This window comes from Ruegeria sp. F11, from assembly GCF_056533855.1.
Map to the genome: position 1 here is coordinate 17,916 of NZ_JBQFOW010000014.1, position 26,059 is coordinate 43,974.

A 26,059-nucleotide genomic window follows, 5' to 3' on the forward strand; every position below is an offset into this window, starting at 1 on the left:
CGCCGTCTGTGTCGGCGTCAGCTTCGACTGTTCGCTAATCTCCTAGGTTTGCCTATTTGGCGGTCTGATATGCTATTCGGCGCTGAACAAAAGCTATGTCTCCCTCGCTACGTACGTTGACCAACGCTGGTGGGATTATCTTGCGCTTGCCGTTGGATTGAATCCGCTCGTGGGCGCGTCTCAAATGAGGCCTGGGGCTAGCGCGAGTGCCACCGCGATCCACGCTTTCTTTTGCGGAATTGAGGGCGGTCAAATACTCGCCTGCATCAGTAGTGTAGTGCGCTGGGATTGGAGCCTTACCGAGTCGCTTGCGCCTTGTATTCGTGACGCTCGGCGCGCGTTTCAAATCGATCCGGCAGCCCCGTGTATTCAGCATCGCAACGGCGAGCGGATATCGCGAAAGCGCTCCCAATCCATCTGGGTTTGCATCTTGCAATATGGAGTTGGCGCTTTCAATTTTTGTGCCACTGTCAGTATGCCTAAACAGGAACTGGGCTGTGCTGGGAGCGCGCCGTGGCATCAGCCAGTACTGGCTAACATGGATTCCTCCATCGCTCTGCGGTCTGACAACTTCCAAAATGGTCGTTGGCTTGCTTTTGCCATCCATTTCGAGGGTGGAATAGTCCAGCACGAACGCCCAGGGATGCAGTCCGAAGGGCTGAAACACCTGATCCTCGAGCCTTTGCAGCACGTCTATCACTCGAGCGTGATTCAGGTTGGCGCTGCTGAACGACCCGAGGGCAAAGATTCGACCTTCATCAACGATACCTTGTGGAACTATTTCGTTGCCCAGCCTGGGCAAAAATTCTAATGCGCGGTTCAATTTCATGGCAGCATCAATGCTCTATGTCAGTACCGAGCGCCAGTGGGTTATTGGTCAAAAACCAATTTCGGCATTCGGGGCCTGCTAATCCCGCTCAAACCGCTAATCACCGCTATCAAGCGGGCATCCCGATAACACTTCAGAAGGTGACCCGATCCATGTCCCCCCTCTACGTCAAAGAAGAGACCATAGCCAAGATGTTAGGCCATAATGTTAGTTGGCTGCGGGCGAATGCGGTAGTTCTGGAAAGGCAGTATGGGTTCCCGAAGATTGATCCGGCTGTAGGCCTGAGGCACGTTGAGGCTGTTGAGGAATGGGCGCGCGAGCGCAATATGAGAATGACCGCACGTCCAGAGCGACGACTAAATTCAAATAAAGAGAACCGGGATGCCTTTTAGGTGGCTCACGTCAGAGTCCGCGATTGCCGAAACAAACGGCATTTAAACCGGGGCAGTACTCAATCCACTACATAAACCTCTCAAAACCCCACAAAACACGCGCGCACACGGTCTGCCTTGCCTGCATTCAGGCATGAATCCTCGGATCGATCCGAAGTTATGGAACAACTTGTTCCGAAACCCATGCCCAAATGTCTACGCGCGCAGATGGTTCCAAGCAGTGGGCCAACTGCTCCCACTGTAGCCGGGCCGGATCGGGCAGTGACGGAGTATTCCAAAAAACGCATTTCAGCCCTGACCCCCTGCTACATCCGCTACATTCGCTACATGGGATTTGGGCCGTGGTGGGGCGAGGGCATCCTAACCCGAGTAGATTGAGTGATGCTTATCGTTGGCCTCGTCAGCGCAAAACAGCTCATAAACCACACTGAGAATGCCGTGCACTTTGGCATCGCTGATTTTGTAGTAAACCGACTTTCCGTCGCGCCTATCAGAAATCAATCCTTCCAACCGCAGGCGAGATAGCTGCTGTGAAGTAGATGCTTGCTTTAAGGACAGTGCATCTTGAATATCGCTCACGGACTTTTCGCCTGTTAACAAATAGCAGAGAATTTTCAGGCGACCTTCATGAGAAATCGCTTTCAGGAAGTTCGACGCAGCAAGTGCGTTTTCATTCATCTCGGCGTGCATGACATGTTCCTTACTGCGAATCTTGGCTTATGTGCACCCCCTCGGACCAACGAGCGCAAAACCGCTTTGGTCAACCGCCAATGGTGAATTGCCTGTCAGAATCGCGCGATGTCAGTTATGAAGTCTCACATTGATTTATGATTTGAGGTACTACTATGGCCATTGTCCGCACCCCTAACGAGTACCGCGCCGCGCTGCTGGAAATCGAGCTTTTGTGGGGATCAGAACCCGATACCGACGAAGGCAAACAGTTGAAGGAATACTTGTCGGCAGTGGACCAATACGAACAGCTAAACGAACCAACAGCAAACACGCAGAGGGTGGCTTAACTCTCAACCGGGCAACGCCTGGGGCACCTCTTTGCAATGGAGGATCGAGATGAATAGGAACGTAATCATTATCGCCGCTGTTGTGGTAGTTGTTATCGTGGCATTGACCATGATGAGGTCAGGTGGTGAGGACGCCGGTGGTGGGGCCACAGGTGGGGACGAAGCCACAACAACTACGGCGACGGATTAAGCAGCGCCCTAGACCACGCTCCCGACACCCCAGACGCGATACACGGCCCGCTGAGCCGGTCTAACGGGTTCTGACGGTGTGCTGAGCGTCCGAACCGCCTAAATGCGCCTGACGGGCATATTTGGGGCCTGTGCGGTGAAATGCGATGATCCGGTAATTATTCCACATCAGAAGAATTGAATCTGCTTTCACGCCAAAACCGATGTCTTGTATCGTGGGCACATCAATGTTCTCGTCTGGAACATTGATGCTCTTATGGTCGGCGACAAATCCGACACAATGTCGGGTTTTGCAAACCGCTCTGCCTACAGCCGGGGTAAGGCAGAGACCTTAACAAACCTTAACATCTTTTGTCCCGCGTGGACCGCCTCAGAAAACGGTTCATTGGTTTCAACAATCTTCAACAGGCCCAGCACCACTAATTGCCACTACTTTAGTGGATAGAGTAGCTTTCCTGCATTGAGGAAAGGCCGATTGTCTATTTCGCTCTACTTTAGACGCCGTTTCCGCGCCGCCATCTTGCGACAGCCTTCGAGATAGCTTCAACTTAACCAGAAGTTGGACCCCGCTTAATGTTTGCCCGCTATCCTTTTGGCCTGTGCATTAGAAACATCGACCGGACATGGTCAGCGATTTTCTGTCAGCCTAAGCGGGAGTGGAGCTATGGATAGGAACCGGTGCCTTGCGTTGTCCGTTGGAGCAATGCTGGCGATAGCGTCAAACAGCTACGCCGGGGAATCATATGTTGGTTGCGGCACTACTGAACTGCTGCACAGCAATACCTCCATAAGGTTCGTCGGGGCCAATCCAGCCGAAGCCGAAGTCGGCGACAGACGCATTCTGCACTGGTTCCTTGAGGACTTGAGCGGGCTATACGTCGGTTCTTTTGATGTTGTTACAACTGTCTTGGGCGGAACATCGGAAATGGGTCACTACGTTCGAGTGGATGGGTCAATTAACCTACCCAATGGAAGCATCTTTGTAGCGACCAGCACGTCTCTTGGCGATGCAACAGACACAATGAGCTCGGGTAATGCAAAGGAAGTCATAGACTGGGCTGTGATTGGAGGAACAGGCGAGTTTTCGAGTTCAAGCGGTGTGGTTTCAATCGAAGTCCCAGACGAAGGGGCAAATCATCTTGAGAATCGCCCAATGACGTTGACGCTGAACTGCTAAGAAAGACCTTCGACTTCTTCGGGCTTTTCTGGGTCAACTACCCCCTGTGGGCTTTACAGGTCGGCTGATGGTGCCCATCTTTGATCCATGACTGTTGCCGACCTATCCATTTTTCAACTGTATTGCGTGATTGCTGCATCAGCCTCGATATTCGCTTTCTTCTGCTGGGCGCTTCTTACTGTGGCAAATGACACCGACCGGCAGCTTTCGTGGTTGGGTTTGTGCGCTGTTGGCTTTGCTGCCCTTGGGGGAGTAATCGGCCCCGCGATGTACGGGGCCTGGATACTTTACTCTGCGCTCAACTGAGGGCCGACACCGTTCAACATCAGTGCCCGCACAATCATTTCCCTGACCTTGCTCGGTGCCTGTGTGGCGGCTCTTTGAAGCTGGGCCGGTAGCCCGGCATTTGTCAGCATTTCTGCAATGACAGGGGCAACCCGTGCTTCCCGTCCCGCCGTGGCCTTTCTCAGCGCCGCTGCACCACCATGCCGTGCCGCTAACATCGCCGCAGCACCTGCGCCTGCGCCCTGCAGGTCACCTGTGGTTGCCAGTCCGGCACCGCCACCAACCCCACCCAACAGGCTCTGCTCAATGAGTTGCCGTGCTGTTGAGGAATTACCCGTCAGCGCCCTGTGAGTGTCTGCAAAGGTGCGTTCCTTGGCAATCTGGCTGCGTACCGTATTCGCGCCTTCCGGCCCCAGAGCGGCTTGCATGGCGTCTTGCTGGCGACGGGGGCCAAACAGGGTGTCTACAACGCCGGGGGTGTCCCTGCGGTTCTGTAGGGCGTCAATCTTCGCCCCTGCGTAGCCCTGCGCCACCTCGTTGGGGTGGGCAACCGCTGCCTTTCGGGCGCGATCCGCATAGTCGGCTGACACACGGGGCTTGGCTCCCTCTGCGCCGATGTTGACGGCGTTTTCCCGTGTCTTGGCGCTGGCTGCCAACTGCCGTGCCCCGCCATATTCCGGCATCATGTCATCAATGCGCTGCCGGACTTGCTTTGACAGCATGCCTGCAATCGCCTGTTCATTAGTCGGACCCTGACCCAGAGACGGGCGGGCCATGTCGTCAAGCGCTTTCTTCGTCTCATCCAGAATTGCCAGAGCGGATGGATCACCTGTTACGCCCTCTGCCGCCATACGATCCCTTGCCAACCGTGTGCCACGCTGGAACGCTTGCCGCCCCATACTGGTCTGGAACAGGTCTTCAAAGGCGTTCAGGTCGATATCATGCCCCAAGGTGCGGGCTTCATCATATGCCGCCGCTATGCCGGGTCGGGCCTTGTTGCGGATACCCTGAATCATCTCATCGGTGGACTGCGGTGCATTCATCCGTGAGGCCTGCAAGAGACTATCTGTTAGCCTGTCGCTCTGGCCCGCCATACGCCCCCGTGAGGCGCTTTCCAGCGTTTCGCGGGCCTCGGGGTTGGCATTGGCTGCTGCACGCCCCAGAGCGCGCCCACGTTCGCCCAGAGCGTCAATCAGCATGCCATCGGGGCCGAGGTCATCCAGCTTGGCAACCGCCTCGGGGTTAAGGGCCTGTTCGATCCGCGCTCGGGCCTGTGAGGCTGGCTTACCGATCCGGCGGGCAACATACCCGCTGACTGCAGGGGCAATGGACAGGGCACCAGCGGCAGCGCCACCGGTTAGACCGCCGACACCGGCACCAGTTGCAAGACCCTTGGCACGATCCCCAGCATCGCCGTCCGTGTAGCCGAAGCCCGCAAGCCCGCCATATAGCATCCCATCGCCAGCAGACCCTGCAATGATCCTACCCGGCGTTTCTGCTTTCGCTGCGAGGCTCAGCCCTGTTTTGCCAATCCCGGCAACGCCTGCGGCAACCCCGGCCACGTCGCCAACCGTTGAGGCGGTGGGATGATGAACACGTGCGGCCTGTGACCGTGCCTGCTCGTCTGCGAGGTTTTCGCTAAAGCTGCCGGTTTCGTGCGGGAACAAACCGGGGGGCATGCCATACGCTACCGGCCCCAAGGTTTCCGACAAGGCCCGCGCTTCGTCTCCGAACCCGAACATTGCCGTATCCATCGCGCTGCGAACACCGGCCCCGATGCTCTCGAAGTCACGGATGTTGGCACGGGGAACAATCCCGCTTTGACGCAGGCCTGTCATGGCCCGTTCAAAGAATGACGGGTTATAGGTTGCAACGGTTGAGCCGTCCCCGAGAGATTGTGCGGACGATTGCGCCCCGTATTTCTTCCAGGGCTTGCCCTGTGGCTTTTTGTACTTTTCCCAAGGTCCGGCCATCAGTTCACCTCCTGCCAGTTTTCCGGGTTCTGCGGATCACCGCCGAGGAAACGATACCCATCCTCAACCGTGCCCACTTGCGGAGCGGCTGCTTGTGTTGCTGCGGTGTTCGGCGGGGTCTCCGTTTCCGAAGTTCCCTCAATCGCTGCTTCGAAGTCCGCAATGGTCCACTGTCGGCCCTGCCAGCCGGTCAGTGTCCCGTTTTCCTGATAGTAGTCCACCTGAGACTGCGTATCCTGTGCTGCGGCCTTCATTGCGAGTGACAATCGGCGCAGCCGTTTGGCGTTCTCTGCCTCTGGCAGGCGCGCGTTGTAGGCACGGGCAATCAGTTGCTCACCCTCTTTCGCGGTGAACTGTGCGCCCAGCAGCAGCCGTAGGTTCCGCTGAACCACGTTTTCAACTGTCTCGCGGGCTGCAACGGCTTTGGGGTGAGTTGCAGCGCCGATCCAGTCCGGAAGGCTGCCGATCCCCGGCCCGGTCAGGTTTACGTTTCCGTTCTCAAGCTGATCCGCAACGGTTTCAATCTGGGCAATCTGACTTGCCATGTCTGCACCGCCGCCTTGCGACCATGGCACGTAGGTCTTAGCGAATTCCTCATCGACCTTCTTCTGTGCCGGGGTGACTGGCTGGGAATATGGCGTTTGCTCACCATTGGGGCCGAGGCCGACCGAGACATTGACGTTGGATCGACTGCCGCCAATCTGCGAGACCTTGCCATCAGGGCCAACCTGATAGCTACCTGCCGGATCAAGCCCCATCTGGTTTTCTTGTTCATCCGTCAGCACCGAGAAACCGGGCCGTGGCGCTTGCATTTGGTCCAGCTCAAGCCGTCCGCGTTCAAGCTGCATCTGGCGCAGCGGGTCATTCGCCTGTTCCCAGCGTTCATAGGCGCGGGCATCTGCCGCCCTGCGGTCCTGCAGTTCCATCATCAGCATGGACCGTTGGCCCTGATCCAGCCACGGGCTGCTGAGCGCTTCGTAAATCGCGCTGTAATCGGACGTGGGGGGCTGAGAGGGTGTGCCCAGATACTGAGCCTCGCGGCGGGCACGATGTTCTTCTGCCGGGCGTAGGAATTGGTTCACAATCGCTGCCGCCGCTTCCGGTGTATTCCGAGAAGACAGGATTGTCCGCCCTGCAGCGGATTCCGATCCCTGCAATTCCGTCATCAGGAAATCAAGCTGTGTATCAAGGTCTGATACCGGCTTACCCTGTTGAGCAGCAAATGCCTCTAGTTGCTTCCTGCGAGGGCCTGTCCATTGCGCAAGCCCGTATCCACCCCGAGAACCGGGCACCATCGGCGAACGCTCATTGATATCCGGGTTTAATCCGCTTTCATCGCGGAAGTTCATCACGAATGCTTCGGAGACATGCTCGGGCAGGCCCCGGTCAATCATACCCTGGCGGATGCGCCCTTCGGTGGACATAGCCTCGGGCTTACCGAGTGCCGCCATGGTCTCGTCACCGATTTCCTGTTCCTCGGAACGGGGCGGAATGCCGTTCATTGTCATCGGTCCGGTGCTGGAGCTGTAGGGGGAAGGCGTTCGCCCCTGCAGCGCTGCGGTAATCAGTTCATGTGCCTTGCTTTTCCCCTGCGCTTCGCCCTTTTCAATCTGCTTGTTCAGGCCACGCACAATCAGCGCCCGGCCCAAAGAATGCAGCCCCTCTCCGATATTCTGTGGAGGGTGGTTCATACCTGCCGTCAGGGCGTCGGCAATCCTGCGTTTTGCCTTCATTCCGTCCGGTGTAAGCGATGGGGTCTGTCCCCAGAAAAAACTACTCATACCCTTGCCTCATTGTTGGTCTGGCGCATGGAACGAACCACCGCCAATGCTTCGTTGATTTCTGCCCAGCGGGCCTTTGCGCCTTCTGATTGACGTTTGCGCCCCTCTGGCGTCTTCGATCCGGTGGATGCGCCGCCATGCAGGCGACAGCGGGTCTTTTCCTCAACCGGTGAGTTCATGCACACGCCGTCTTTGGTTTTGGCTCCGCAAATCATCAGAAGAACCCCGCAGCTAATCCGCCGCCGCTTTTCGCCACCAGTGCGTCACCGGCCAACCCGAACAAACCGCCCCAAAGCTGGTTGGCGTTGTTCTGCTGCTGCTGCCACGCCCCAAGCCGCTGATTGTAGTTCTGGTTGATATTCCCAGCGACATCAGTTGTTGGAATCTGCGAGGTGTTGGGATTGACAAAGTTCGGGTGCGAGACCTGCGACCCGCTCAGCAGGGCCGTGATTTCGTTAATCGGCTGGTTTCTGTTCGCCAGCGCCGAGTTCATGCCCGTATTGTAGGAATCCAACATGAACCGATTGCGGGAATCCATCTGGCTTTCGCGCAGGTTGGCAATCTCCCGGTCATATGCCTCAGACCCAATGCCAATGCCACGATTGGCTAGCTGTGCCGTCAGTGTCTCAATGGCACTCGCATTCCCTTCGTTGTTCAGGTCGTCATACAGACCACCGGCCCAGGCTTCATGTTCACCCACACCGTATTCAAACGGGGTCGCCATGTAGTCATTGAGGAAATCGGATTGGTCCCGCGCCAAAGTGCCGAGGTTGATTTGCGTCTGTTGGCTCAGGTCCAGCTTTTCCTGCTCCTCAGGAGAAAGCGTCTGACGAGCTGTGATTTTGGGAATGTTGTAGGTCTGGCCCGTATATGGGTCGGTCCACGCCAACCCGCCTTGGTCGCCCATTAGCTGGCTATGATAGGCTTGGGCCTCAGACATAGAGTCAAAGGTCTGGTCGCCAACTCGGTAAGTGTTCGGCTGTTGAACTAGGTTGCCGCCGCCTCGCTCACCGAACAAACCACCGCCGCCCGAGAGGTTTCTGGTGGTGTTGCCCCGGATTGTCTCGATTTGAGGGACCGATTGCCCGCCATCGAACGTGTACTCAATGGAGCCATAGGGCGTGTACTGGTCCACAAGCCCCATGTAGTTGTTTGCAATCGCCGTTCCGATATTCGTCCCTGTCTGTGCAGCGGACGTTTCCTTTGGATCGGGTGGCTCTGGTGCTGATGGTGAGCACATAGCTTATTCTCCAAACTCGTATGTCATGAGGGTGGCAGTTTCTTTAAAACCCATTCTCTTCCATATCTTCGCAACCCGCAGGTCCGTCACAGGCGTTACTAAAGCCCGCTTGACACCGCGTTGCCTGAGGTCTGAAAGGATGTGTTTGACGAGGGTCTTACCGATGCCGTTTCGGTGTTCCGGCAGTATGTAGATAGCGTCTTCTGTGGCGATGAAATCACCATTGTGCATGTCATTGGTGAGGTACACGTTTGAGTAACCGACAGCCTCACCGTCAAGACGGACAACATAGGTTAACAACCAGCCGCCATCCGCTGCAGCAATGTATCGGTCTTTTCTGGGGTTGAAATCGCTGATGGTGTGACCATCACGGGTTAAGCGATCCTTCATCTCTCCATAGTGCTGGCGGTAAATGGGTTCTAGCTCCGTGTAGGTATCAACCCAATTCTCAATAGTGATGCAGTAATTGCGGTGCGCGGGATTCAATGACATTTCCGCCACCCCCATTGCACCGCTGGCCCAGCTGTCAGGGGAAGAACGCCAACCTGATGAAAACCGACTGACCGCATCAGCTCGAACGTGGGCCAATAGGCATCGGTGTGCGTGGTTACGTATTCGGGCTTTTGGGCATCCCAGAACGCGCTCAGGATGGCCGTTAGCTCATCCGCGAGATGTCCCCCGCTCGGATCGGTGATGTGGGCCTCAAGGTGCCAGACATTGCCAGGGCCGCTCAGTTTGAACTGCCCAACTGTTCCGTTGACGCCCCAGTACTGAACATGGCCGCTGCGGATCAGGGGAAGGTCATCCCCGGCGAACTCGTCAAGCTCGACCGCGCTCATGCTATCGACTGGCGAAAGGCGCTCTGCCTTCACCTTCCTGCCTTGTTCCGTGTCCTGTACTGCTTCCATTTTCTGCCCCTGCCTGCCCGCTATGACGGTATCATAATACCTCATACGAAGCAAGAACAGGGCGTGAACATTCGCCGGGATTAGAGGCGCAAAAGCACCACGCAAACTGCCGAAAACATCTTTGGATTTCAGTGTATGCTTTCCATCGTGGTGGACAGGTTCAACAGAACAGTTATGCCTGTAGATCAACGATAAGGAATCAGTCGTTGCATGCAGAAAGTTGCCATTTGACCGCCGTGCCGTGCGTGGCGTCTACTGCTCAAACAGACAGCTGTTCAATTGGTCGGCTGCAAATTTAGAAACAGCGCGGTGGATTTAATGAGAAAACACACACTAAGACTTCTTTGCGCGACTTTGATTGGGGCTGGAGCTTCAACCCTACAGATTGTGATGGCGCAACCACTTAGTTTCGCCATGGATACAGGCCCAGAAGCAGCTCAAATGCAATCCAAACTCAATGCCCTTGGATACAACGCCGGTACCGCCGATGGTTATCCAGGCCCGCAAACCCGTCAGGCGTTTATGGAATTTCAGGTTGAGCAATGTTTGACACCAACCGGACAACCGACCCAACTCACAATTGGATTGCTGAATGGTGCAACAACAGGATCAATGCCTTGTAGCGGCTCAAAACCCCCAATTGGAGTAAGCGCACTGACACCCTTATTGAGTGGTGTTTATGTTGACGACGTCGCGATTTGTGGTCTGAACCATATACCATACGAAATTTTTTATGAGAGCATCAGAGTTATCCAAGGACAAGGTATCGCTTTCGGGTATGAAGATGGATGCGCAACCGAACGCACTGATATCCGAAAAGGAGTCACGCGATTTCGCGGCGAGTGCAACTTAGGAAACCAGGTGTTTATTCATGATTGGTGGTTTGATGTACTTTCAAATGAGCAGTATGTTGAAATAAAAGGGCTTTTTGAGTCATCATCTTCATCGCCCAAAACATTTACTAGATGCTCATCGAGCAGCTCTCAGCATGGTTTGAATTTCCCGAAACCAACAAATCTGTCTGCGGGCAATAGTTCAAATTCAACCGTCAACTCTAGCTCAAGTGGCCAAAACGCATTGACTATCTATAGCACCGCAACCCTGGTTCGCGGTCTCATTGCCTATGGCCAAACGAAAGGAACACTCGGTATTTCTTTTGGCGGCAACAACTTCACACTAGAGTCCAAGTCGAATTCCAATGGCCTGACAGAAGGTGTGGCAAGCGGAGAATTTCAGTGTGTCGAGTTGATAAAAAGGTATGCGACATCTGTTTTGAGCATTCCGGTCCAATCTCTTGGCAACGGCAAAGATGTAGCTAGGAATCTAGCGTCTCACTCTCCCAGTCGAATCTCTTACCATGAAAATGGAATGTCTAAGACACCACCACTGATTGGTTCAGTAATATCAATTGAGTTGCCGGGAGGCCTTAGCGCTTATGGCCACACAGGGATTGTTCAAGCGGTATCTGTCAGCCAATCCGACCCAACAACTTACACCGTGACTCTTTTCGATCAAAATTGGCCTACCAACGTATCGGGCGTTTGGAAGACAGTGAGTTTCTCGCAAGATCAACAAGGGTTTTGGACTGGCACTATGCTCAACAATGGTGTTCCTACGCCCGTGGTTGGGTGGGCAAATATCGACACTTAAGAGCAGTTTTTCAGTCAGACTTTAGGGGCCTAGTCGATGTCTACCGCGTAGAGAATATTTAGCCAGCCTATTCCCTGAAAATTACCGTTTGGAAATAGTTGAGCGCTCATTAAGTACCAACTACCGCTGTCCATACGAACAAAATTTGCTGCACCGGAAACAACGCCGCCGTTGATGGTATTTGTGACGCGAATGAATGCAGTTACCTCATCTTCATTAGATTTCGTATCAATAATCTCTTGCAAAGGAAACTGGTCAAACCACTGACGCAGTTCGCTCTCAATTTTCTTAACAGACACATCAGCGAGGCACGCACTTGCCAGAAATGAAACAAAAAATCCAGAAAGCAAGAATTTCATTAGGAGTCTCCGGGGTTTAGAAATCGTTCTCGTCATCTATTGGTTATTTCTGTCACCTAAGTAAGACGGCGATACCCGAGCATTCCCAGCATTGCACCTAAGAGCAGCAAACCGCTGGCGGGCAGGGGAACAGCGGCAACCTGCGAAACCACAAGATTATCGACCCTGTATTCGCCGCACCAATCAAGGCACCAAACCTGTCCCGGCGTAGTTATTCCATAGTTGTCCCTCGGGGCACTTGCTGGCACTAGCAGAGAAAGCACCAGCCGATCAATTCCGCTGAATGCGGAACTGAAAGTAGTGGTTCCCCAATTTGTGGAATACAGGTTCGACGTTGAAACCAGATGAGTTGCTACAACCTGATTTCCTATAACGCCTTGAAAGCTGAGCGCGAGCGGTGGCGCGATACCAGCGGTGTACCAGAAATGGTCTGCCTTTGGGCCGCTGCCCGTCCTGTAAATATTGCTGAAACCCAACAAATCAACGGATACAGGCGTGAAGGCATTGCCGTCCTGCCGACGAATAGTGGAGGAAGTTAGCCCGCCATCGTCATGCAGAGAAATATGATCCCCCGAATAGTAGAGGGTTGAGAATTCGTATTGAAAACCCTGACTCAATCCGATGTAGCTATTAAGCTCTGGTCCCGGCGTATCGAATGTGGGATCAAAGGTAACGGTGGTTGCACTGGCCGCGCCAGCAAGACACACGGCTAAAGCCGATAGAAACAGTTTCATCACAATTCCCCCTCAAATTGAGTCGAGCGTAAACGGAGTCATGCACTTTTGGCAAATCGTGTGTGAGGTTTGCTATGCTGACAGACAGGACATAGGAGCCGCTGTAGTCGCCGCTGGGCATGCGCTGGATTGTCGTAGATACTCCGGCGGCCAATACGGGTATTAGAGACACCAGCAGCCAAATCACGGCTTAAGCGGGCAGGATACTGCAGGTGAGATATGGACCCACTTGAATTTATAACGCAACAACTTGAAGAAGCGGGCTATGAGGTCACTGTTGAATTTGGGTTGCGTCGAATTAACGGCGGGCACGAACTGACGGAAATGCAGTTCCAGCAAGTTGCTAGGGAATTGCTTTCTGAGCAGTAGCACCTCCCCATATACCTCACGTGTAAACAAATCCGGGTTTTCTTTACACGTTTGAGCGACATGCAAAGAAACTAGGCATATTTTTAAATGCGCTGGCGATTCCAAGCGTGTTCACGCTACGTTCACGTATGCCAATCACTGTTTGGGATATCATTGAAGAAGGCGGCAAGCTGGAAATCACCTGCGGATCATGCCGCAAGGTCGTCTGGATAACCGGGCGCGACCAGCTTCTGCGCTACAATCCCAGGCTCACGGCAAGACAGCTACAGGCTAAGCTAGTCTGCCCTGACTGTGATTTCCCCGGTGAAATCAAGCTGACATTCCCAAGTGGCGAAATAGAGCGGGCCAAGTCCATAACGGCGCACAACACGACGCGGCGGTGAACCGTTACCGGCAGGATGGGGGCAAGGCTCTTTAGACCGGCTCATAGCTTGCGGTCAATCAAGGGCGCACAACCGCATTACATGTGACGGATGGTATGAGGGGCTGGCACGAGTGAGGGGGTATAACTGGCCAGCCCCTAAGTGTGTTGCAACGGATTGGGTTAAGTGGTCCGTTGTTAAAACCCTACCTTCTGAATCATGTTTCCGAAATTGGGGTTTTCCCGTAATAAGTGCAGATTTAATCCCGCATTCAAGCATGGAACATGTGCGTGCTTTCGGACTTGACGGCACAAAACCTTGTTGCAGACACATTCCCAACAATCTGTGCCTATACCAAACAAGTGCGGCGCGCCCCGAGGGGGTTAACGATTTCCAAGAGGGGGTATGAGTTTGGCGCGTCGCACCCGCCCGCTCCGATTTCGAGGGGCAGTCCTGCTGTAAATCCCCTGTATCAACAGCAGCAGCATTTGTGTTAGTGAAGCGCGTCAACATCCTGGATTAGACCTCGATGCGACAATCGTGATGATGGGAAACCTGAAGTGAGATACAAACCAGCGACCCCAGAAACGGCGACCGCTAACGCCTATTTGCTGAGTAGCAAGAGCGCAAACCAGGACGTGGCAATGTGGGCTGCCTGCGAACTGATGGCGATGCATGACAGTCGTACTGATACGCTGCAGGAGCATGCTGACAGTTGGGCCGGTAGACTCAAACCTTTAGGTTCAAAAAACTTGCAAGATTGAGCGTTTGAATAGCAGGGGCAGGCTATGGAAATTGGCGACAGGGTGGTAGCCACCTTCCCAGACAATACCACGAGTGAAGTTGGTACGATTGTTGAAGGTCCAGTCGTGCAAAATGGAATGGCCGCGTTCAAAGTTCGTCATGCCGCGTTTGACAATTGGATTCCTGCTGCTTGGCTAAAGCCGTTTCTGCAGGCAGCCAACGACAATTAGTGTTTTCATCGGGTCAGGAATTTGGCATTTGCCGGTTTTACCAACTTGGTCGAAACCGGAGCGGCACCGTCATGAATATCGATGAGCCAAAACTGATACTGTCAGATAAGTGCCAAGCCGTCGTTGTTGACGGGTATCGATTTGAAATAGAAGTCTACCGCCTTGAGAGCCAAGACCAATGGACCTTGGAGGTCGTGGACTTTGAGGAAGCAAGCTACGTCTGGGATGACAAATTCAACTCGGACCAAGAGGCACTGGATACAGCAATCGATATTCTGAACAGTGAGGGCGCGCTTGGGTTCATGGGGAAAGACGAGAAACCTTAGGCCAACTAGGGTAGTTGGCTCTGGTCCTTCTGATTGCGATACTCAGCTCAACGCCGTTTTTGCGCCTCGGCAATTCGTCTGTTTTCGGCCCGGTGGACATGCCCCGTGAAACCGGCCCCTTCTTTTTCTTGACGCTGTTAGGGCGCAGCCGAGTTCAATGGTTTTCGTTAACTAGTTTCTCCAACTCACGAGCCAAACGCATATGCTCGTTGATAGCTTTCCTCATCGCTTGCGCCTCCCGGCTGCGCATGCCGTGCTTGTAAGCCGGATTGTCTTTGCCTGAGCCGTGCCCACCGCCCGCGCCATGCATCCGACAGACGGTCCAACCTTTGACGGCAGGGTTTTTGCAGGGAAGACCAGTGCGCTTTGACGTGGCCGTGCATCGCGGAGCCGCATGAGCCTTTTGCATGGGGTTGGAGGCATGTTTCATTTTTTGCCTCCCCCCGTCTCGACGTTGCCGACAATCGCCTGACCACCGCCCTCAACATTCACGTGCTGGACCGTGACAGTCTGCTTGCCGCCATTGCGGTGCTTGCGCAGCGTTTCGACCTGGGCTGCGAATGTACGCGCCAGCTTGTTGTAGCCGTTGCCCCGCCCATCGAGTTGCGCCTGGTTTTCTGACTTTGCCAGCCAACCGGCTTGTCGGATCGTCGCAATATGCGTTGCCGCCAGTTGAACCGCCAGCATACGTTCAATTGCATCTCGGGGGCCAAGGTCGGCCACAATCGACATCATGAAGTCGCGTTCGTCATTGCCTTGCGGCCCGTCACCCGCTTCCCACTTGCCGAGTACTTTCAGACTTTGCTGTGTAAGAGCGGCGGCCAAGTTATCGTCGTCCGTGCCGAATATCTCGTTCAATGCATTCTCGCCGTGAGAAACGACCTGACCCTCGCTTTGTGACCCACTAAAGGCCACGCCAACTTTCGGCAGGTCTTTTGTCTTGATGACCTTGTCATCGGCTTCAACTATTTCTTTGCTCTGTTCTGCTTCACTCATTTTGCCTGCTCCCATTGCTGCGTTTTACCGTTCCACACCCGCCCGTTGGGGCCGTGCTTTTCCCATTCGGACAGGTTCCGCCAATCTTCCAGGCTGACCACTTTGCCAGTCCAAGTTATGGGCCTGCCACCAGCGCCGACACGATCTGGCGCATGCCTCCGAAGTTCGGGCTGATTGCCGTCATGGCAGGCGGTATTCGGGAGCGCGGTCCGCGATGAACCGCGCAGGAATTCGACAACCTCACCCCGGTTTTGCCTCAGGGCCTCAATCCGTTCCGGGGTGAGCAATTCACGGCTCCCCCGAAACTTCACCTCATCGCCTGCAAGTTCGAACCGGACACCCTGTTGGCACAGGCTTTCCATCAGCTTGATTGCCGCACTCATAGCTTGCCCTCCACCAAGTCAGATGCACCCTTTCCCCCAGCACCCCCGGTACAAGTGTCTCCAAGCGTCACCGAGGGATAACCACCTGTTTTTGCAACATTTTCGGGTGACACTTGGGGTGACGCTTGTGAGGGGGTGACACTTGCAAGTGTCACCCGGTCGTAAGTGTCACCCAATCCGTCACCGTTTTTCGGCGCGTTATCAGTTACTTGAGTGCCAGTGACACTTAGAGACGCTTGTGAGGGGGTGTCCGAGAGATACCTATCAAATGCGTCCTTGAAATCAGTGATTTCATAGTACCGGTAACTGCTCGTCCGATTGGGTTTGATGTTGTACGGCTTCAACAGTTTCGCCACACCCCTGACGGTGATGGGCTGTCCGCGCCGCCATTCAGCCCACGGGCTTTCTTCCAGTTCGCACAACTCGTCCACCAATTCAGAACTAGGGATGTGCCCACCGCGACGGGTTTCCAGTATCTCCGCGATATCACGCAGCAGCAGCACCCCGGCGCTTTTGGGGTCGTCGTCGCTACGGGCTGCCATCGCTACAAGTGCGGCCCGCAACCGTTCGGGCCACTCCCCGCCAATCACATCGGCTATCGCAATCATCGCGCGGGCGTTGTCCTGTGCCCGGTCGTGCAGGGCGTCCGGCACATCCGGGTCCAAACCGCGCAAAATATCCGCGTTGTCCTGTGCCCAGCGTGCGGCCTTGCGGCAGAGCGGAACAAATTGCTGAATGCGGTCGCCCCGGAAGCGCTCAACCACTTCCCCCGGCTGTTTCCGGCGAAGCCTGACGACAAGGGCGCGATCCTCAAGGGTGTCCGGCAGGTTGCCAATCATGGCAATGCACTTTGGTGCCCATGCGCAGAAGGCGCGCGGCTCGTGGTCATCCCCGACAGTCCGCAACACCTTCGCCGTCAGCCTGTTGTGCCCGCCGTTGAGAATGCCGCGCAATTCATCCTTGTCAGACAGGAAGGTGTCAGCCTCATCAATCAACACTGTGGGCTGGTAGGCATCCATCACCCTGAACACGACGGCGGCGCTGGTGTTGACGGTGTGGATCGGCTTCGGAACCATCACGGACACCACGTTGAGCGCAGTGCTTTTCCCGCACCTCTTTTCCGGGCTGGTGAAAGCCAGGATCGGGGAAATGTCGGCTGAGTCATGGGCATGGGCGTGAAGTATCCAGAACGCCATAACCACGTCTGAGTGATCCGGCAGGACACAAAACCGGTTGATCGTGCCCATTACTTCCTGAATCAGTTCCGGGCCAGATACCGGGGTTTCCCACGGATCAACCTCATCAACGATACTGCCCGTTTTGGGTTCATCCCTTGGCCGCTTCGCCTCGACCATCTTATCGAGGGCCGTGACGCGGACGCCCAATTCCTCGGCCTTCGCGTCACGGCAGCGTTCGTAATCAAGGATCGGCATTGCCGCCAAATCCAAGATTGCAATCTCGTCTGCGTCCGGTGTGAACGGCACGATTGCCTTTTCTGCTACGGTCGTCATTACACTGCTCCCTCTGTCAGGGTGTCGTTCCAATCTTTCCCGCTTGGTGCGGGCATCATGGATACGTTCCAGCCAAGGGCGTTTGCCCGAGACGCAAGCTTGTCGCCTGCCTCGCGTCCGGCTGGGTCTCCGTCTGTTGCGATAATCAGCGCCCCCGGTTCATCCGGCAGGCGCAGGGCTTTCATTCCCGAGGTGCTAAGCGTGGCCCAGACCGTCGCAGGGACGCTCAGAAGACCCGACAGCAGGCTTAGGCCGGTCTCGATACCCTCGCAGACCACGAGCGGCCCTTGAGCCTCTGACAGAACCACAGCGCCGCCAGCGCACGGCCCCAGCATCAACTTCGGGCTTTTCGTGACCCTGACGCCTTTCTTTGTGAAGAAAGTCCTGTGCACCCCGCCGCTCGTCACATCCGCCACCATTGCGCAGCTCCATGTCATTGTGGGGGCGTGGAACAGGTCCGACACGAACCGCAGGGACGGGGGAAGGGGGCAATTGATACCCCGCCCCCGCAGATAGTCCTCGGCTTTGGTGTGTTCGATAGAGCGGGCACCTTCCCACAGGCCGCGTGCTTGCCGCAGCTTGGCCGCCTCGTATTCCTTGCGTTTCTGTTCGGCTTCGCGCTGTGCGGCAGGATCGACCTGCGCAGAACAGGCCGGGACGTTGGCCGCGTCGGCAATGTCCTTGAAGCTGCAGTTGCCCTTGAAGCAGTACAACAATAGCCTACCGCCGGATTCCGACACAGAAAGGGCCGACTGATCCCGGCGGCGTTCGGGCTGACAAACGGGGCAAGGTGCAGAACCCCGCCCGTTACGCCAGACGCCTCCGAGTTTGTATGTCAGGTCCGCCGCTTTCATGACTGAACCTCGCCGTAGTGCAAAACAGCAATCAATCCTGCTGCGGCTTCCGGAAGGCCATGCTTGCGGCGCAGTGTGCTGACCTGCAAATCGCGCGTTTCCATAGTTTTGGGTGAGCGGGGGCTGATTTCGATTGTTTGATTTTTACTGATAATCACTCTGTAGTGCCTTTCTTTTCTTGAAAGACACGGGGTTGTGGCTTATTCTCAGATTGTGAGCCTAAGAATTTTGCCCCTTCCCGTGTCTATTGCGGGTTGGGGTTTTTCTTAGGCGGCCTCTGGTACGACACGCTGTGCCGTGAGCCAGTCGATCAGGTCTTTCCCACGGTAGAGAACGCGGCTACCTGACTTGATGTATGCAGGGCCTCGGTTCATATGACGCCACTTAGCTAGTGTCTGCTTGGCGGCGACACCTTTGCCCGCCACATCCTCGGGCGAATAATACTCTTCCAATTGGAACGGCTGATCCGCGACCTGTGATGCGGCAGTGTCTTTCTTGACTGTATCCATATCCACCTCCGTGAGGCTGTGCCGCTGTTTGGCGAAGGCCAAGGCGCGGCGTGAATACAAATCAATTTGAAGATATTGGGGGGTAATACATTGACAGCTAAGCGCGAAAACTGCCGTCTAGGTGTCAACTTTTAATTATCCGAGGAACCATTCGTTTTCCGTGGCGCATCCTGCCCACGCCCTCATTACGGCCTCTTCGCTGGCCCATTCATCGCGCTTAGCCAGCGCCGTGATAATGCTGGTGAGAAAAGCTCCAAAAGGACCTGAGAACGTCTTGGGGGCGTGCTTGTTCTTGGCTATATGCCAGAAATCACGACACCGCTTCACCGTCAGCGCCTTCTGCCATGTTTCTCCGTCCCGCTGGCGATAGGTCAGGTCTTTCATGTTCAGGTCTGACAGTACGTTCTTAGCAGTGGATTTAGCTGACCTCCCCGGCGTTCCGCGTTGCGCTTCAAGGCCGGGTGTGTCCGCTGGCACACCAATAAATGAAGACAAAGCGGCTCTTATGAGGATTTCCAAGTTTTCGTGCGATTTAAAGGGTGTCAAAACGAGGGTTACTTCCTCGTCCACGTCTTCTGTGGGCATCATCGCAACCGTCTGCAGTCGCGTCATAGGTTCATCATTGGCGAGATTGTCAGACACTTGCCACTCAATGGCCTGCCTTAAATCGGGGTGAATCGAATAGAAACTCCGTAGTGCTTTTGCGAGGCAGTCCTGAATATCTTTGACCGCCTTTAGCTGACCGTCTTTCTCAACCGCGTGAACAAAATCCAAGTCAAGGAACCAGTCGGGAATAAGCACGTCGATATGGTCTTTGACAAATCCCCGGCCTAAGTGGTGGGCGCAAACCTCAACTACCGCGTCACGGGTGCCAAGTTCCGCCCTAATCATCATTTCGAAATACTCACTACAGTGCGGTCAGGTTGCGCGCCTTTGTCTGCGCCAGAGACGGTCGCCGCCAATACCTCAAGGGCTTCGCGCTTTTCATCCCGATAGGTTGCGCGGTCATATATGGCCGTCACACTGCTGTCGGAATGGCCCAGAACTCGCTCAACAATAAACCTGTTGGCCTTCCCGGCTTCGTTGCCGGTGGTCATTAAGGTTGCTGCTGTACGCCGGATATCGTGAAAACGCCAATCAGACGTTTCAGAGTTCTTTTGCAGCGAGTTCTTTATCTTGGTTCCCGGCGCAATCGACACTTCGCCGTTACTGGTGAATACAAAATCACCTCGACGCTTGATTCCGGCAATCAGGTTGCCCAGCGCGCCTGATAGCGGCACCTCATGAGCCGTGGCGTTGTCTGTGTTCGTGGCCTTTATCTTTTCCTTTGGGATAACCCACACGTCGCCTTGAATCTCGTCATAGCGCATTTGAGCGACGTTGCTGAGCCGTTGGGCGCTCAACATCAACGCCCGCGTGAAATCACCAAAGGGATAGGGCATTGTACAAGCCACCGCATAAATTGATTGCCATTCGTCTAGCGTCAGAACTCGGTCACGGCGGGCAATCTTGGTTCCGGTTTTCAGCTTCTCCCAAGGGTTAGCTGCTATCATTTGTTCTTGGGCGCACCATGCAAGAAACGGGCGTAAATACCGGACCACTGCCCCTGCCCGGTTCGCGGATGACTTCTTACTGACGTGCGTTCGCAAATCTTGGCCGTGATGAAAGGTCAGGTCCGTAGCTCTGACATGGCCGATCCGATCCTTGGCCCAATTGTCCCAGACTGATTGAACATCGCGCCATGTTCGCAGGTCGCCTTCGCGCGCAGTCTTGTAAGCGTCAAACAGGTCCGCCACGGTTTTGATGCCAACATCGGCGCGCATGGTGTGCGCCTGCTCTTTGGCCTCCTCGGCTAGCTTGCGGGCTTCCTTGACGCTGACGGTTGGAAAAGTCCCGAGGCGTTCACGCTGGCGGCGCTTGCCGCGCTGTATGACTACCTCCCAGACTTTCTGGCCGCGCTTCCCTACCCGCAGTATCAGACCCCGCACTATCTCATCCCGAACTTCATAGCCCTTGTCCCTGGGCTTTAGTTCGCCAGCCTTGCGTTCATTCAATCGGAGTTTCATTTTTTTGTGCGTTTCTTGTGCGTTTTGTGCGATAGACAGAGATACCCTTGAATATACCGGGATACCCAAACCCTGCAATTACATACAGATAGATATGTGCAGAAATCTCTGGGAATTAAAGAGCAGCGGAATCATAATCCGCGTGTCGGGGGTTCAAGTCCCTCCTCCGCTACCAGAATTCCCCTATAGAAACTGCAGTCTTACCCGCGACATGCCATTGCATCTCCGACGTCAGGGCTTTCAAGCGAAGAGCTTGTTACTTTGTTGGGATTGCCCACTACGACGATGGCCATGCCCGATTCACGCATGCAACTCAAAACAGGCACACAGGTTGGCGCGCCTTACGGAAAACGACATGTAACGGATTGAATTTAATGGCAGGGGCAGCAGGGTTCGAACCCGCGACCTACGGTTTTGGAGACCGTCGCTCTACCAACTGAGCTATACCCCTGTGGTGAGCCCCCAGATATGCCAGCGGCGCGGCGGACTCAAGAGGCTTTTTAAAATTCCTGTGCGGCTCCTTCGAGGACAAACAAGTTGCGCGTGGCGCGCAGTCCGGTAAGACAAGTCTCTGTCAGCACAAGGAACCTCGGGTGAGCATACGCAAAAAGATTGCAGACAGCGAAGCCGTCCTGAATTGGGCCGCGCGGCGGATCGCCAGCTATATCCGGATGGTCAACCGCAATACGCGCTGGCAACGCATCGGGTACGAGGAACTGGATCAACTGGTCGAACAGGGTGAGCCGGTGATTGTGGTGCTGTGGCACCAGCGCTTGGCGCAATCCCCGTATTTCTTTCCGCTGGACAAGGGGCGTATCTGCTCGATCACGTCTTCGGCGCGAGCGGGCAGCATGGTGGGACGCGTGCAGAAGCTGTTCGGCATGGACACCATCGCCATGGCCAGTAAAACGCGCCACGTGGCCTTGTCGCGGCAGGTGCTTGGGAAGATGAAAGAGGGGATTTCGATCGGCATCGCCGCCGATGGGCCACGCGGGCCGGAACGAGTGCTGTCGACCGTGCCTCTGGTCTGGGCGCGGACCTCGGGCAAGCGGGTGTTCGGGATCACGTTCTCGGCCAGACATGGGCGCGAGGCAGGCACCTGGGACCGCCTGCTGATGCCGCGCCCCTGGCGGAATGAGGGCGTGTTTCTGTGCAGGGAATGGACCGAAACGGTGCCCCGTAAGGCCAGCGAAGAGGATATCGAAGCCCTGCGCCAAAGCCTTGAGCAACATATGAACGACATCACGGCCGAGGCCGACCGCATGGTCGAGCGTGAGCCCTGGTCGCCCTCTTAACCGCCCCGCAAGCGCTGCATCAGATAGACCTCGCTGCCTTCGGGAATAGGTTCCGTCAGACCGGTGGCAATGACGCGCCCGTCGATAGCGACGGACACCCCGGCATCAATCGGCCCTTTGAGTTGCGGGTGCGCGCGCACCAGTTCCCGCAGCAGGTCGCCGGTGGTTTTGGCCTCGACCTCCACCACCTGCTGGCCCCCGGTCAGAGACCGGAGGCCGGACCAGAGATGGACCTCAACCATTGTCCTTGAGCGCCGCCAGAATGCGCGGCGGCGACATTGGCAGTTCCTTCATTCGCACACCCGCCGCGTGCGAGACCGCGTTGGCGATGGCGGCCAGAGGCGGCACGATGCCCGTTTCGCCCACACCGCGCACACCGAACGGGTGGCCGGGGTTGGGCACTTCGACAATCACCGTGTCGATCATCGGCAGGTCGCTGGCGACCGGGATGCGGTAATCGAGGAAGATCGAGTTCTGCAACCGGCCATCCTCGCCGTAGATATATTCCTCGTTCAGCGCCCAGCCGATGCCCTGCGCGGCGCCGCCCTGATACTGGCCTTCCACATAGGTCGGGTGGATCGCCTTACCGGCGTCCTGAATGACCGTGTAGCGGGTGATGCTGGTCTTGCCGGTTTCCGGATCAACCTCAGCATCCACGATATGGGTGCCAAAGGACACGCCCGCGCCTTCGGGGGTTGCTTCGAAATGGCCCGAGATCGGACCACCCGTGCGCCCCATATTCGCGGTGATATCCGCCAGCGGCAGCGGGTCGAAATCACCTGCGTTGGGGCCCGATGGCACCGCGCAGCCGTTTTCCCACTTCACCGCATCGACCGGGATGCCCCATTTGGTCGCCGCCCGTTCGCTCAGCTTTTCGACCGCGTGGCGTGCCGCCTTGATGGTCGCAAGGCCGCTGGCATAGGTCACGCGCGAGCCGTGGCTGACGTCGTTGTAGCCCAGCGAGGCGGTGTCGGCGATGGTCACGCGGATATTCTCATACGGAATGCCCAGCACCTCAGCCGCCATCAGCGCCATGGACGCGCGCGAGCCGCCAATATCGGGCGTGCCGACCATCAGTTGCGCCGAACCATCCTCGGACAGCGCCAGCGTTACTGAGGTTTCGCCGCCGTGGTTGAACCAGAACCCGCAGGCGATCCCGCGCCCCTGCCCCGGTTTCAGCGGGGCCGAGTAATGCGGGTGCGCTTTGGCAGCCTCGAGCGTTTCGACCAGACCGATGCGTTCATAACGCGGGCCATAGCTGGCCTTGGTGCCTTCGTGCGCGGCGTTTTTCAGGCGCACATCGATAGGATCAAGCCCCAGCTTCTTGCACATCTCGTCAATCACCGACTCGACCGCAAAGGCCCCCATCGGCGCGCCGGGCGCGCGATAGGCGGCTTGCTTGGGACGGTTGGCCATGACGTCATAGCCGATCTGTTTGACGTTGGTGAGGTTATAGGCGGCAAAGGCGCACATAGCGGTCATATCGCCCGGCGCACCGGGGAACGCCCCACCCTGCAGGCGGAATTCGCCGCGCGCCGCAGTGATCGTGCCGTCTTTTTTCATGCCGATCTTGATATCCATCGAGGCCGAGGCGGTTGGACCCGTGGCCCGGAACACTTCGGACCGCGACATCACCAGCTTGACCGGGCGGTTGGCTTTGCGGCTCAGCGCCAGCGCCACCGGCTCGATGAACACCGTGGTCTTGCCGCCGAAGCCGCCACCAATCTCAGAGGCGGTGACGCGCAGCTGCGAGGTCTCGATGCCCAGCAGGGCCGCGCAGGTTTTCTGCGCAATCCAATGGCCCTGGGTGGTGCACCACAGCTCACCCTTGCCGTCATTGCCCAGCATCGCCAGACAGGCGTGGGGTTCGATATAGCCCTGGTGGGTCGCCTCGGTGACAAAACTGTCTTCCATGACCAGATCGGCCTCGGCAAACCCGGCCTCGACATCTCCGTGACCGCTTTCATGGTAGCGCACGACGTTGGGATGCATGCCTTCGGGCACGGAATAGTCTGCCGCGCCTTCGCGGATAACTGGCGCGTCCTTGGCCATCGCCTTGTCCACATCGGTGACGTGAGGTAGGACTTCGTACTCAATTTCGATCAGTTTCAGCGCGTCGCGCGCCGCCAGCGCCGATGTGGCCGCGACAGCCGCAACCGCATGCCCGTCATACAGCGCCTTTTCGCCCGCCATGACGTTTTCCAGCACGTTGTAAAACTCGCCCTCCAGACCGGGTTTGAACGGCACATCGGCAAAATCCGCGCGGGTGACAACGGCTTTGACATCCTTCAGCGCCTCGGCCTTGGAGGCGTCGATCTTGACGATCCGCGCATGCGCGTGCGGAGAGCGCAGGATCGCGCCGTGCAGCATGCCGGGGGCGGACATATCGGCCCCGAACTTAGCGCGGCCCGTGACCTTGTCCAACCCGTCCGGGCGGTTCGGGCGGGTACCGACAAAGGTGAAGTCGGATTTACGGTCGTCCAGTGCCATTACGAAGCCTCCCGCAGCTCTTCCGCCGTTTCCATCACGGCGCGAATGATCTTGTCATAACCGGTGCACCGGCAGAGGTTGCCTGCCAGCCAGTACCGGGTTTCCTCTTCCGTCGGGTTGGGGTTTTTCTCCAGCAGCGACTTGGCGGCCACCAGAATGCCCGGCGTGCAGATACCGCATTGAAGGGCGGCATGTTCGATGAACTTTTGCTGCAGCGGGTGCAGAATGTCGCCATCCGCGATGCCTTCGACGGTTTCGATCTGCTTGCCATCGGCCTCGACTCCCAGCATCAGGCAGGAACAGACCAGACGGCCATCAACGGTGACCGAGCACGCGCCGCAATCGCCGGTGCCGCAGCCCTCTTTCGCGCCAGTCAGGTTCAGCTTGTCGCGCAGGCAATCCAGCAGGGTTTCGCGCGGGTCACACAGGTATTCGACCGCGTCGCCATTGACGGTGGTGGATACGTGGAACTTGCTCATACGTCTTCTCCCTTCGCGCGGGCATAGGCGATTTTCGCAGCGCGTTTGGCCAGAACTCCGGCCACTTCGGTGCGGAATGCAATCGTGCCGCGCTTATCGTCAATCGGGTTGCAGGCGGCTGAGGCCGCTGCGGCGAGCGCTTCCAGAGCCGCATCATCCAGCGTTGAGCCGATGATCGCACGGGCCGCGTCTTCAACCAGCAATACGGTTGGGGCCACAGCGCCCAGTGAGACGCGAGCCTCGGTGACCGTTTCCCCATCCAGCCGCAGGCTGACTCCAACGCCGACCACAGCGATGTCCATCTCGGTGCGCGGAATGAAGCGCAGATAGGCATCGCCCGCATTGCCCCCGCGCGCCGGGATGTTAACCGCCGAGATCACTTCACCCTTGGCCAGCGACGTCTTACCCGGTCCGGTGGGGATATCCTCGACCGCAACCTCGCGGGTGCCTTCAGGGCCGGTGACCGTCACCGTCACACCAGCAGCAATCATCGCAGGCACCGAATCCGCCGCCGGAGAGCCGTTGCACAGGTTGCCAACCAGCGTCGCGCGGCCTTGCACCTGAGTTGATCCTATCAGGTCCATCGCCTCGACCACACCGGGCCAGTCGCGGCCCAACTCGGGGTGCTCGCTCATTTCGGCCCCGGTGGCCGCGACGCCCAGCGTCCAACTGCCATCACCGTTGCGGGTGATGGCACCAACACCGTCGATCTTCTTGATGTCGATCAGCGTGTCGGGCGTCACCAAATCCGAGCGCAACTGCACCAGCACATCCGTTCCACCGGCCAGAAACCGGGTGATGCCCTTTGCGTTTGCAGCCAGTGCCGACGCCTCGGCAAAGCTGGCGGGGCTATGATACTCCATGAAAATACCTCGCACCTGTTGATCAGGGATTACTGGGGTTCGCAGG

31 protein-coding genes and 1 tRNA gene are annotated in these 26,059 nt (G+C 56.6%); 8 read left to right on the forward strand and 24 right to left on the reverse strand.

Annotated elements, in window-relative coordinates; genetic code table 11:
* Positions 1–52: 52 nt before the first annotated feature.
* Together ACR0NJ_RS17590 and ACR0NJ_RS17595 are read right to left on the reverse strand one after the other, a co-directional pair.
* On the reverse strand, positions 53–829 hold the full coding sequence (locus ACR0NJ_RS17590) for a hypothetical protein (RefSeq protein ID WP_480818403.1): 777 nt from the start codon (positions 827–829) through the stop codon (positions 53–55).
* Positions 830–1,581: 752 nt separating this feature from the next.
* On the reverse strand, positions 1,582–1,911 hold the full coding sequence (locus tag ACR0NJ_RS17595) for an ArsR/SmtB family transcription factor (RefSeq protein WP_480818404.1): 330 nt from the start codon (positions 1,909–1,911) through the stop codon (positions 1,582–1,584).
* Between the two features lie 155 nt (positions 1,912–2,066).
* Here ACR0NJ_RS17595 and ACR0NJ_RS17600 point away from each other — a divergent pair, with 155 nt between their 5' ends.
* The 3 genes from ACR0NJ_RS17600 to ACR0NJ_RS17610 all read left to right on the forward strand — a co-directional run bounded on the left by ACR0NJ_RS17600 (position 2,067) and on the right by ACR0NJ_RS17610 (position 3,606).
* A complete protein-coding gene (locus tag ACR0NJ_RS17600; RefSeq protein WP_480818405.1) occupies positions 2,067–2,240 on the forward strand; it encodes a hypothetical protein in 174 nt (57 codons plus the stop codon).
* Between the two features lie 49 nt (positions 2,241–2,289).
* Positions 2,290–2,430 carry a hypothetical protein gene (locus ACR0NJ_RS17605; protein WP_480818406.1) on the forward strand — a complete coding sequence of 47 codons (141 nt, stop codon included), beginning with the start codon at positions 2,290–2,292 and terminating at the stop codon, positions 2,428–2,430.
* Positions 2,431–3,093: 663 nt separating this feature from the next.
* Positions 3,094–3,606 carry a hypothetical protein gene (locus ACR0NJ_RS17610; RefSeq protein WP_480818407.1) on the forward strand — a complete coding sequence of 171 codons (513 nt, stop codon included), beginning with the start codon at positions 3,094–3,096 and terminating at the stop codon, positions 3,604–3,606.
* Positions 3,607–3,893: 287 nt separating this feature from the next.
* Here ACR0NJ_RS17610 and ACR0NJ_RS17615 read toward each other — a convergent pair whose 3' ends face one another.
* Genes ACR0NJ_RS17615 through ACR0NJ_RS17640 form a run of 6 tightly spaced genes read right to left on the reverse strand, consistent with a single transcriptional unit; the run spans position 3,894 to position 9,793 of the window.
* Entirely contained in the window at positions 3,894–5,864 is a 1,971-nt protein-coding gene (locus ACR0NJ_RS17615; RefSeq protein WP_480818408.1) for a hypothetical protein, read from the reverse strand.
* Positions 5,864–7,645, reverse strand: coding sequence for a phage tail tip lysozyme (locus tag ACR0NJ_RS17620; protein WP_480818409.1), 1,782 nt, complete (start codon positions 7,643–7,645; stop codon positions 5,864–5,866). The genes ACR0NJ_RS17615 and ACR0NJ_RS17620 overlap by 1 nt, the downstream gene beginning before the upstream one ends.
* Positions 7,642–7,860 (reverse strand): HGGxSTG domain-containing protein, encoded by a 219-nt coding sequence (locus ACR0NJ_RS17625; protein ID WP_480818410.1) that lies wholly within the window; start codon positions 7,858–7,860, stop codon positions 7,642–7,644. Before ACR0NJ_RS17625 ends, ACR0NJ_RS17620 begins: the two co-directional genes overlap by 4 nt.
* Positions 7,860–8,885 (reverse strand): hypothetical protein, encoded by a 1,026-nt coding sequence (locus tag ACR0NJ_RS17630; RefSeq protein WP_480818411.1) that lies wholly within the window; start codon positions 8,883–8,885, stop codon positions 7,860–7,862. Before ACR0NJ_RS17630 ends, ACR0NJ_RS17625 begins: the two co-directional genes overlap by 1 nt.
* A 3-nt stretch (positions 8,886–8,888) precedes the next feature.
* Entirely contained in the window at positions 8,889–9,377 is a 489-nt protein-coding gene (locus tag ACR0NJ_RS17635) for a GNAT family N-acetyltransferase (RefSeq protein ID WP_480818412.1), read from the reverse strand.
* Positions 9,368–9,793, reverse strand: coding sequence for a hypothetical protein (locus ACR0NJ_RS17640; RefSeq protein ID WP_480818413.1), 426 nt, complete (start codon positions 9,791–9,793; stop codon positions 9,368–9,370). Before ACR0NJ_RS17640 ends, ACR0NJ_RS17635 begins: the two co-directional genes overlap by 10 nt.
* A gap of 318 nt (positions 9,794–10,111) precedes the next feature.
* Here ACR0NJ_RS17640 and ACR0NJ_RS17645 point away from each other — a divergent pair, with 318 nt between their 5' ends.
* Positions 10,112–11,443, forward strand: a complete 1,332-nt coding sequence (locus tag ACR0NJ_RS17645; RefSeq protein WP_480818414.1) for a peptidoglycan-binding domain-containing protein — start codon at positions 10,112–10,114, stop codon at positions 11,441–11,443.
* A 29-nt stretch (positions 11,444–11,472) separates the two neighbouring features.
* On the opposite strand, the gene ACR0NJ_RS17650 is transcribed toward ACR0NJ_RS17645, so the two are convergent.
* On the reverse strand, positions 11,473–11,802 hold the full coding sequence (locus ACR0NJ_RS17650) for a hypothetical protein (RefSeq protein ID WP_480818415.1): 330 nt from the start codon (positions 11,800–11,802) through the stop codon (positions 11,473–11,475).
* Positions 11,803–11,858: 56 nt separating this feature from the next.
* Positions 11,859–12,536: a hypothetical protein gene (locus ACR0NJ_RS17655; RefSeq protein WP_480818416.1), complete on the reverse strand. Its 678-nt coding sequence runs from the start codon at positions 12,534–12,536 to the stop codon at positions 11,859–11,861.
* A 219-nt stretch (positions 12,537–12,755) separates the two neighbouring features.
* Here ACR0NJ_RS17655 and ACR0NJ_RS17660 point away from each other — a divergent pair, with 219 nt between their 5' ends.
* From ACR0NJ_RS17660 to ACR0NJ_RS17670, 3 genes are all read left to right on the forward strand, one after another.
* Positions 12,756–12,905 carry a hypothetical protein gene (locus tag ACR0NJ_RS17660; RefSeq protein WP_480818417.1) on the forward strand — a complete coding sequence of 50 codons (150 nt, stop codon included), beginning with the start codon at positions 12,756–12,758 and terminating at the stop codon, positions 12,903–12,905.
* Between the two features lie 1,150 nt (positions 12,906–14,055).
* On the forward strand, positions 14,056–14,241 hold the full coding sequence (locus ACR0NJ_RS17665; protein WP_480818418.1) for a hypothetical protein: 186 nt from the start codon (positions 14,056–14,058) through the stop codon (positions 14,239–14,241).
* 71 nt (positions 14,242–14,312) lie between these two features.
* Positions 14,313–14,567: a hypothetical protein gene (locus tag ACR0NJ_RS17670; protein WP_480818419.1), complete on the forward strand. Its 255-nt coding sequence runs from the start codon at positions 14,313–14,315 to the stop codon at positions 14,565–14,567.
* Positions 14,568–14,721: 154 nt separating this feature from the next.
* Here the strand turns inward: ACR0NJ_RS17670 and ACR0NJ_RS17675 are convergent, their stop codons facing one another.
* The 10 genes from ACR0NJ_RS17675 to ACR0NJ_RS17720 form a co-directional block, all read right to left on the reverse strand.
* Positions 14,722–14,997 (reverse strand): hypothetical protein, encoded by a 276-nt coding sequence (locus tag ACR0NJ_RS17675; protein WP_480818420.1) that lies wholly within the window; start codon positions 14,995–14,997, stop codon positions 14,722–14,724.
* Positions 14,994–15,563, reverse strand: coding sequence for a hypothetical protein (locus ACR0NJ_RS17680; RefSeq protein WP_480818421.1), 570 nt, complete (start codon positions 15,561–15,563; stop codon positions 14,994–14,996). The genes ACR0NJ_RS17675 and ACR0NJ_RS17680 overlap by 4 nt, the downstream gene beginning before the upstream one ends.
* A complete protein-coding gene (locus tag ACR0NJ_RS17685) occupies positions 15,560–15,946 on the reverse strand; it encodes a TubC N-terminal docking domain-related protein (RefSeq protein ID WP_480818422.1) in 387 nt (128 codons plus the stop codon). The genes ACR0NJ_RS17680 and ACR0NJ_RS17685 overlap by 4 nt, the downstream gene beginning before the upstream one ends.
* Positions 15,943–17,457 (reverse strand): DUF3631 domain-containing protein, encoded by a 1,515-nt coding sequence (locus ACR0NJ_RS17690; protein ID WP_480818423.1) that lies wholly within the window; start codon positions 17,455–17,457, stop codon positions 15,943–15,945. The genes ACR0NJ_RS17685 and ACR0NJ_RS17690 overlap by 4 nt, the downstream gene beginning before the upstream one ends.
* The gene (locus ACR0NJ_RS17695) at positions 17,457–18,170 is read right to left on the reverse strand and encodes a toprim domain-containing protein (protein ID WP_480818424.1); all 714 of its coding nucleotides are present in this window, start codon (positions 18,168–18,170) and stop codon (positions 17,457–17,459) included. Before ACR0NJ_RS17695 ends, ACR0NJ_RS17690 begins: the two co-directional genes overlap by 1 nt.
* Positions 18,171–18,307: 137 nt before the next feature.
* Positions 18,308–18,469 (reverse strand): hypothetical protein, encoded by a 162-nt coding sequence (locus ACR0NJ_RS17700; protein WP_480818425.1) that lies wholly within the window; start codon positions 18,467–18,469, stop codon positions 18,308–18,310.
* A 108-nt stretch (positions 18,470–18,577) separates the two neighbouring features.
* Positions 18,578–18,820, reverse strand: coding sequence for a hypothetical protein (locus tag ACR0NJ_RS17705; RefSeq protein ID WP_480818426.1), 243 nt, complete (start codon positions 18,818–18,820; stop codon positions 18,578–18,580).
* 135 nt (positions 18,821–18,955) lie between these two features.
* A complete protein-coding gene (locus ACR0NJ_RS17710; protein WP_480818427.1) occupies positions 18,956–19,714 on the reverse strand; it encodes a hypothetical protein in 759 nt (252 codons plus the stop codon).
* Positions 19,711–20,874, reverse strand: a complete 1,164-nt coding sequence (locus ACR0NJ_RS17715) for a tyrosine-type recombinase/integrase (RefSeq protein ID WP_480818428.1) — start codon at positions 20,872–20,874, stop codon at positions 19,711–19,713. The genes ACR0NJ_RS17710 and ACR0NJ_RS17715 overlap by 4 nt, the downstream gene beginning before the upstream one ends.
* Positions 20,875–21,261: 387 nt before the next feature.
* Positions 21,262–21,337: transfer RNA gene (locus ACR0NJ_RS17720), tRNA-Trp, on the reverse strand.
* Positions 21,338–21,479: 142 nt separating this feature from the next.
* Between ACR0NJ_RS17720 and ACR0NJ_RS17725 the strand changes: the two genes are divergently transcribed.
* Positions 21,480–22,181 (forward strand): lysophospholipid acyltransferase family protein, encoded by a 702-nt coding sequence (locus ACR0NJ_RS17725; RefSeq protein WP_480818429.1) that lies wholly within the window; start codon positions 21,480–21,482, stop codon positions 22,179–22,181.
* Here the strand turns inward: ACR0NJ_RS17725 and ACR0NJ_RS17730 are convergent.
* The 4 genes from ACR0NJ_RS17730 to ACR0NJ_RS17745 are packed head-to-tail and all read right to left on the reverse strand — an operon-like array spanning position 22,178 to position 26,013.
* Positions 22,178–22,423: a MoaD/ThiS family protein gene (locus ACR0NJ_RS17730; protein ID WP_480818430.1), complete on the reverse strand. Its 246-nt coding sequence runs from the start codon at positions 22,421–22,423 to the stop codon at positions 22,178–22,180. The genes ACR0NJ_RS17725 and ACR0NJ_RS17730 overlap by 4 nt on opposite strands.
* The gene (locus ACR0NJ_RS17735; RefSeq protein ID WP_480818431.1) at positions 22,416–24,671 is read right to left on the reverse strand and encodes a xanthine dehydrogenase family protein molybdopterin-binding subunit; all 2,256 of its coding nucleotides are present in this window, start codon (positions 24,669–24,671) and stop codon (positions 22,416–22,418) included. The genes ACR0NJ_RS17730 and ACR0NJ_RS17735 overlap by 8 nt, the downstream gene beginning before the upstream one ends.
* Entirely contained in the window at positions 24,671–25,150 is a 480-nt protein-coding gene (locus ACR0NJ_RS17740) for a (2Fe-2S)-binding protein (protein ID WP_480818432.1), read from the reverse strand. Before ACR0NJ_RS17740 ends, ACR0NJ_RS17735 begins: the two co-directional genes overlap by 1 nt.
* Positions 25,147–26,013 (reverse strand): FAD binding domain-containing protein, encoded by an 867-nt coding sequence (locus tag ACR0NJ_RS17745; protein ID WP_480818433.1) that lies wholly within the window; start codon positions 26,011–26,013, stop codon positions 25,147–25,149. Before ACR0NJ_RS17745 ends, ACR0NJ_RS17740 begins: the two co-directional genes overlap by 4 nt.
* Positions 26,014–26,059 lie beyond the last annotated feature (46 nt).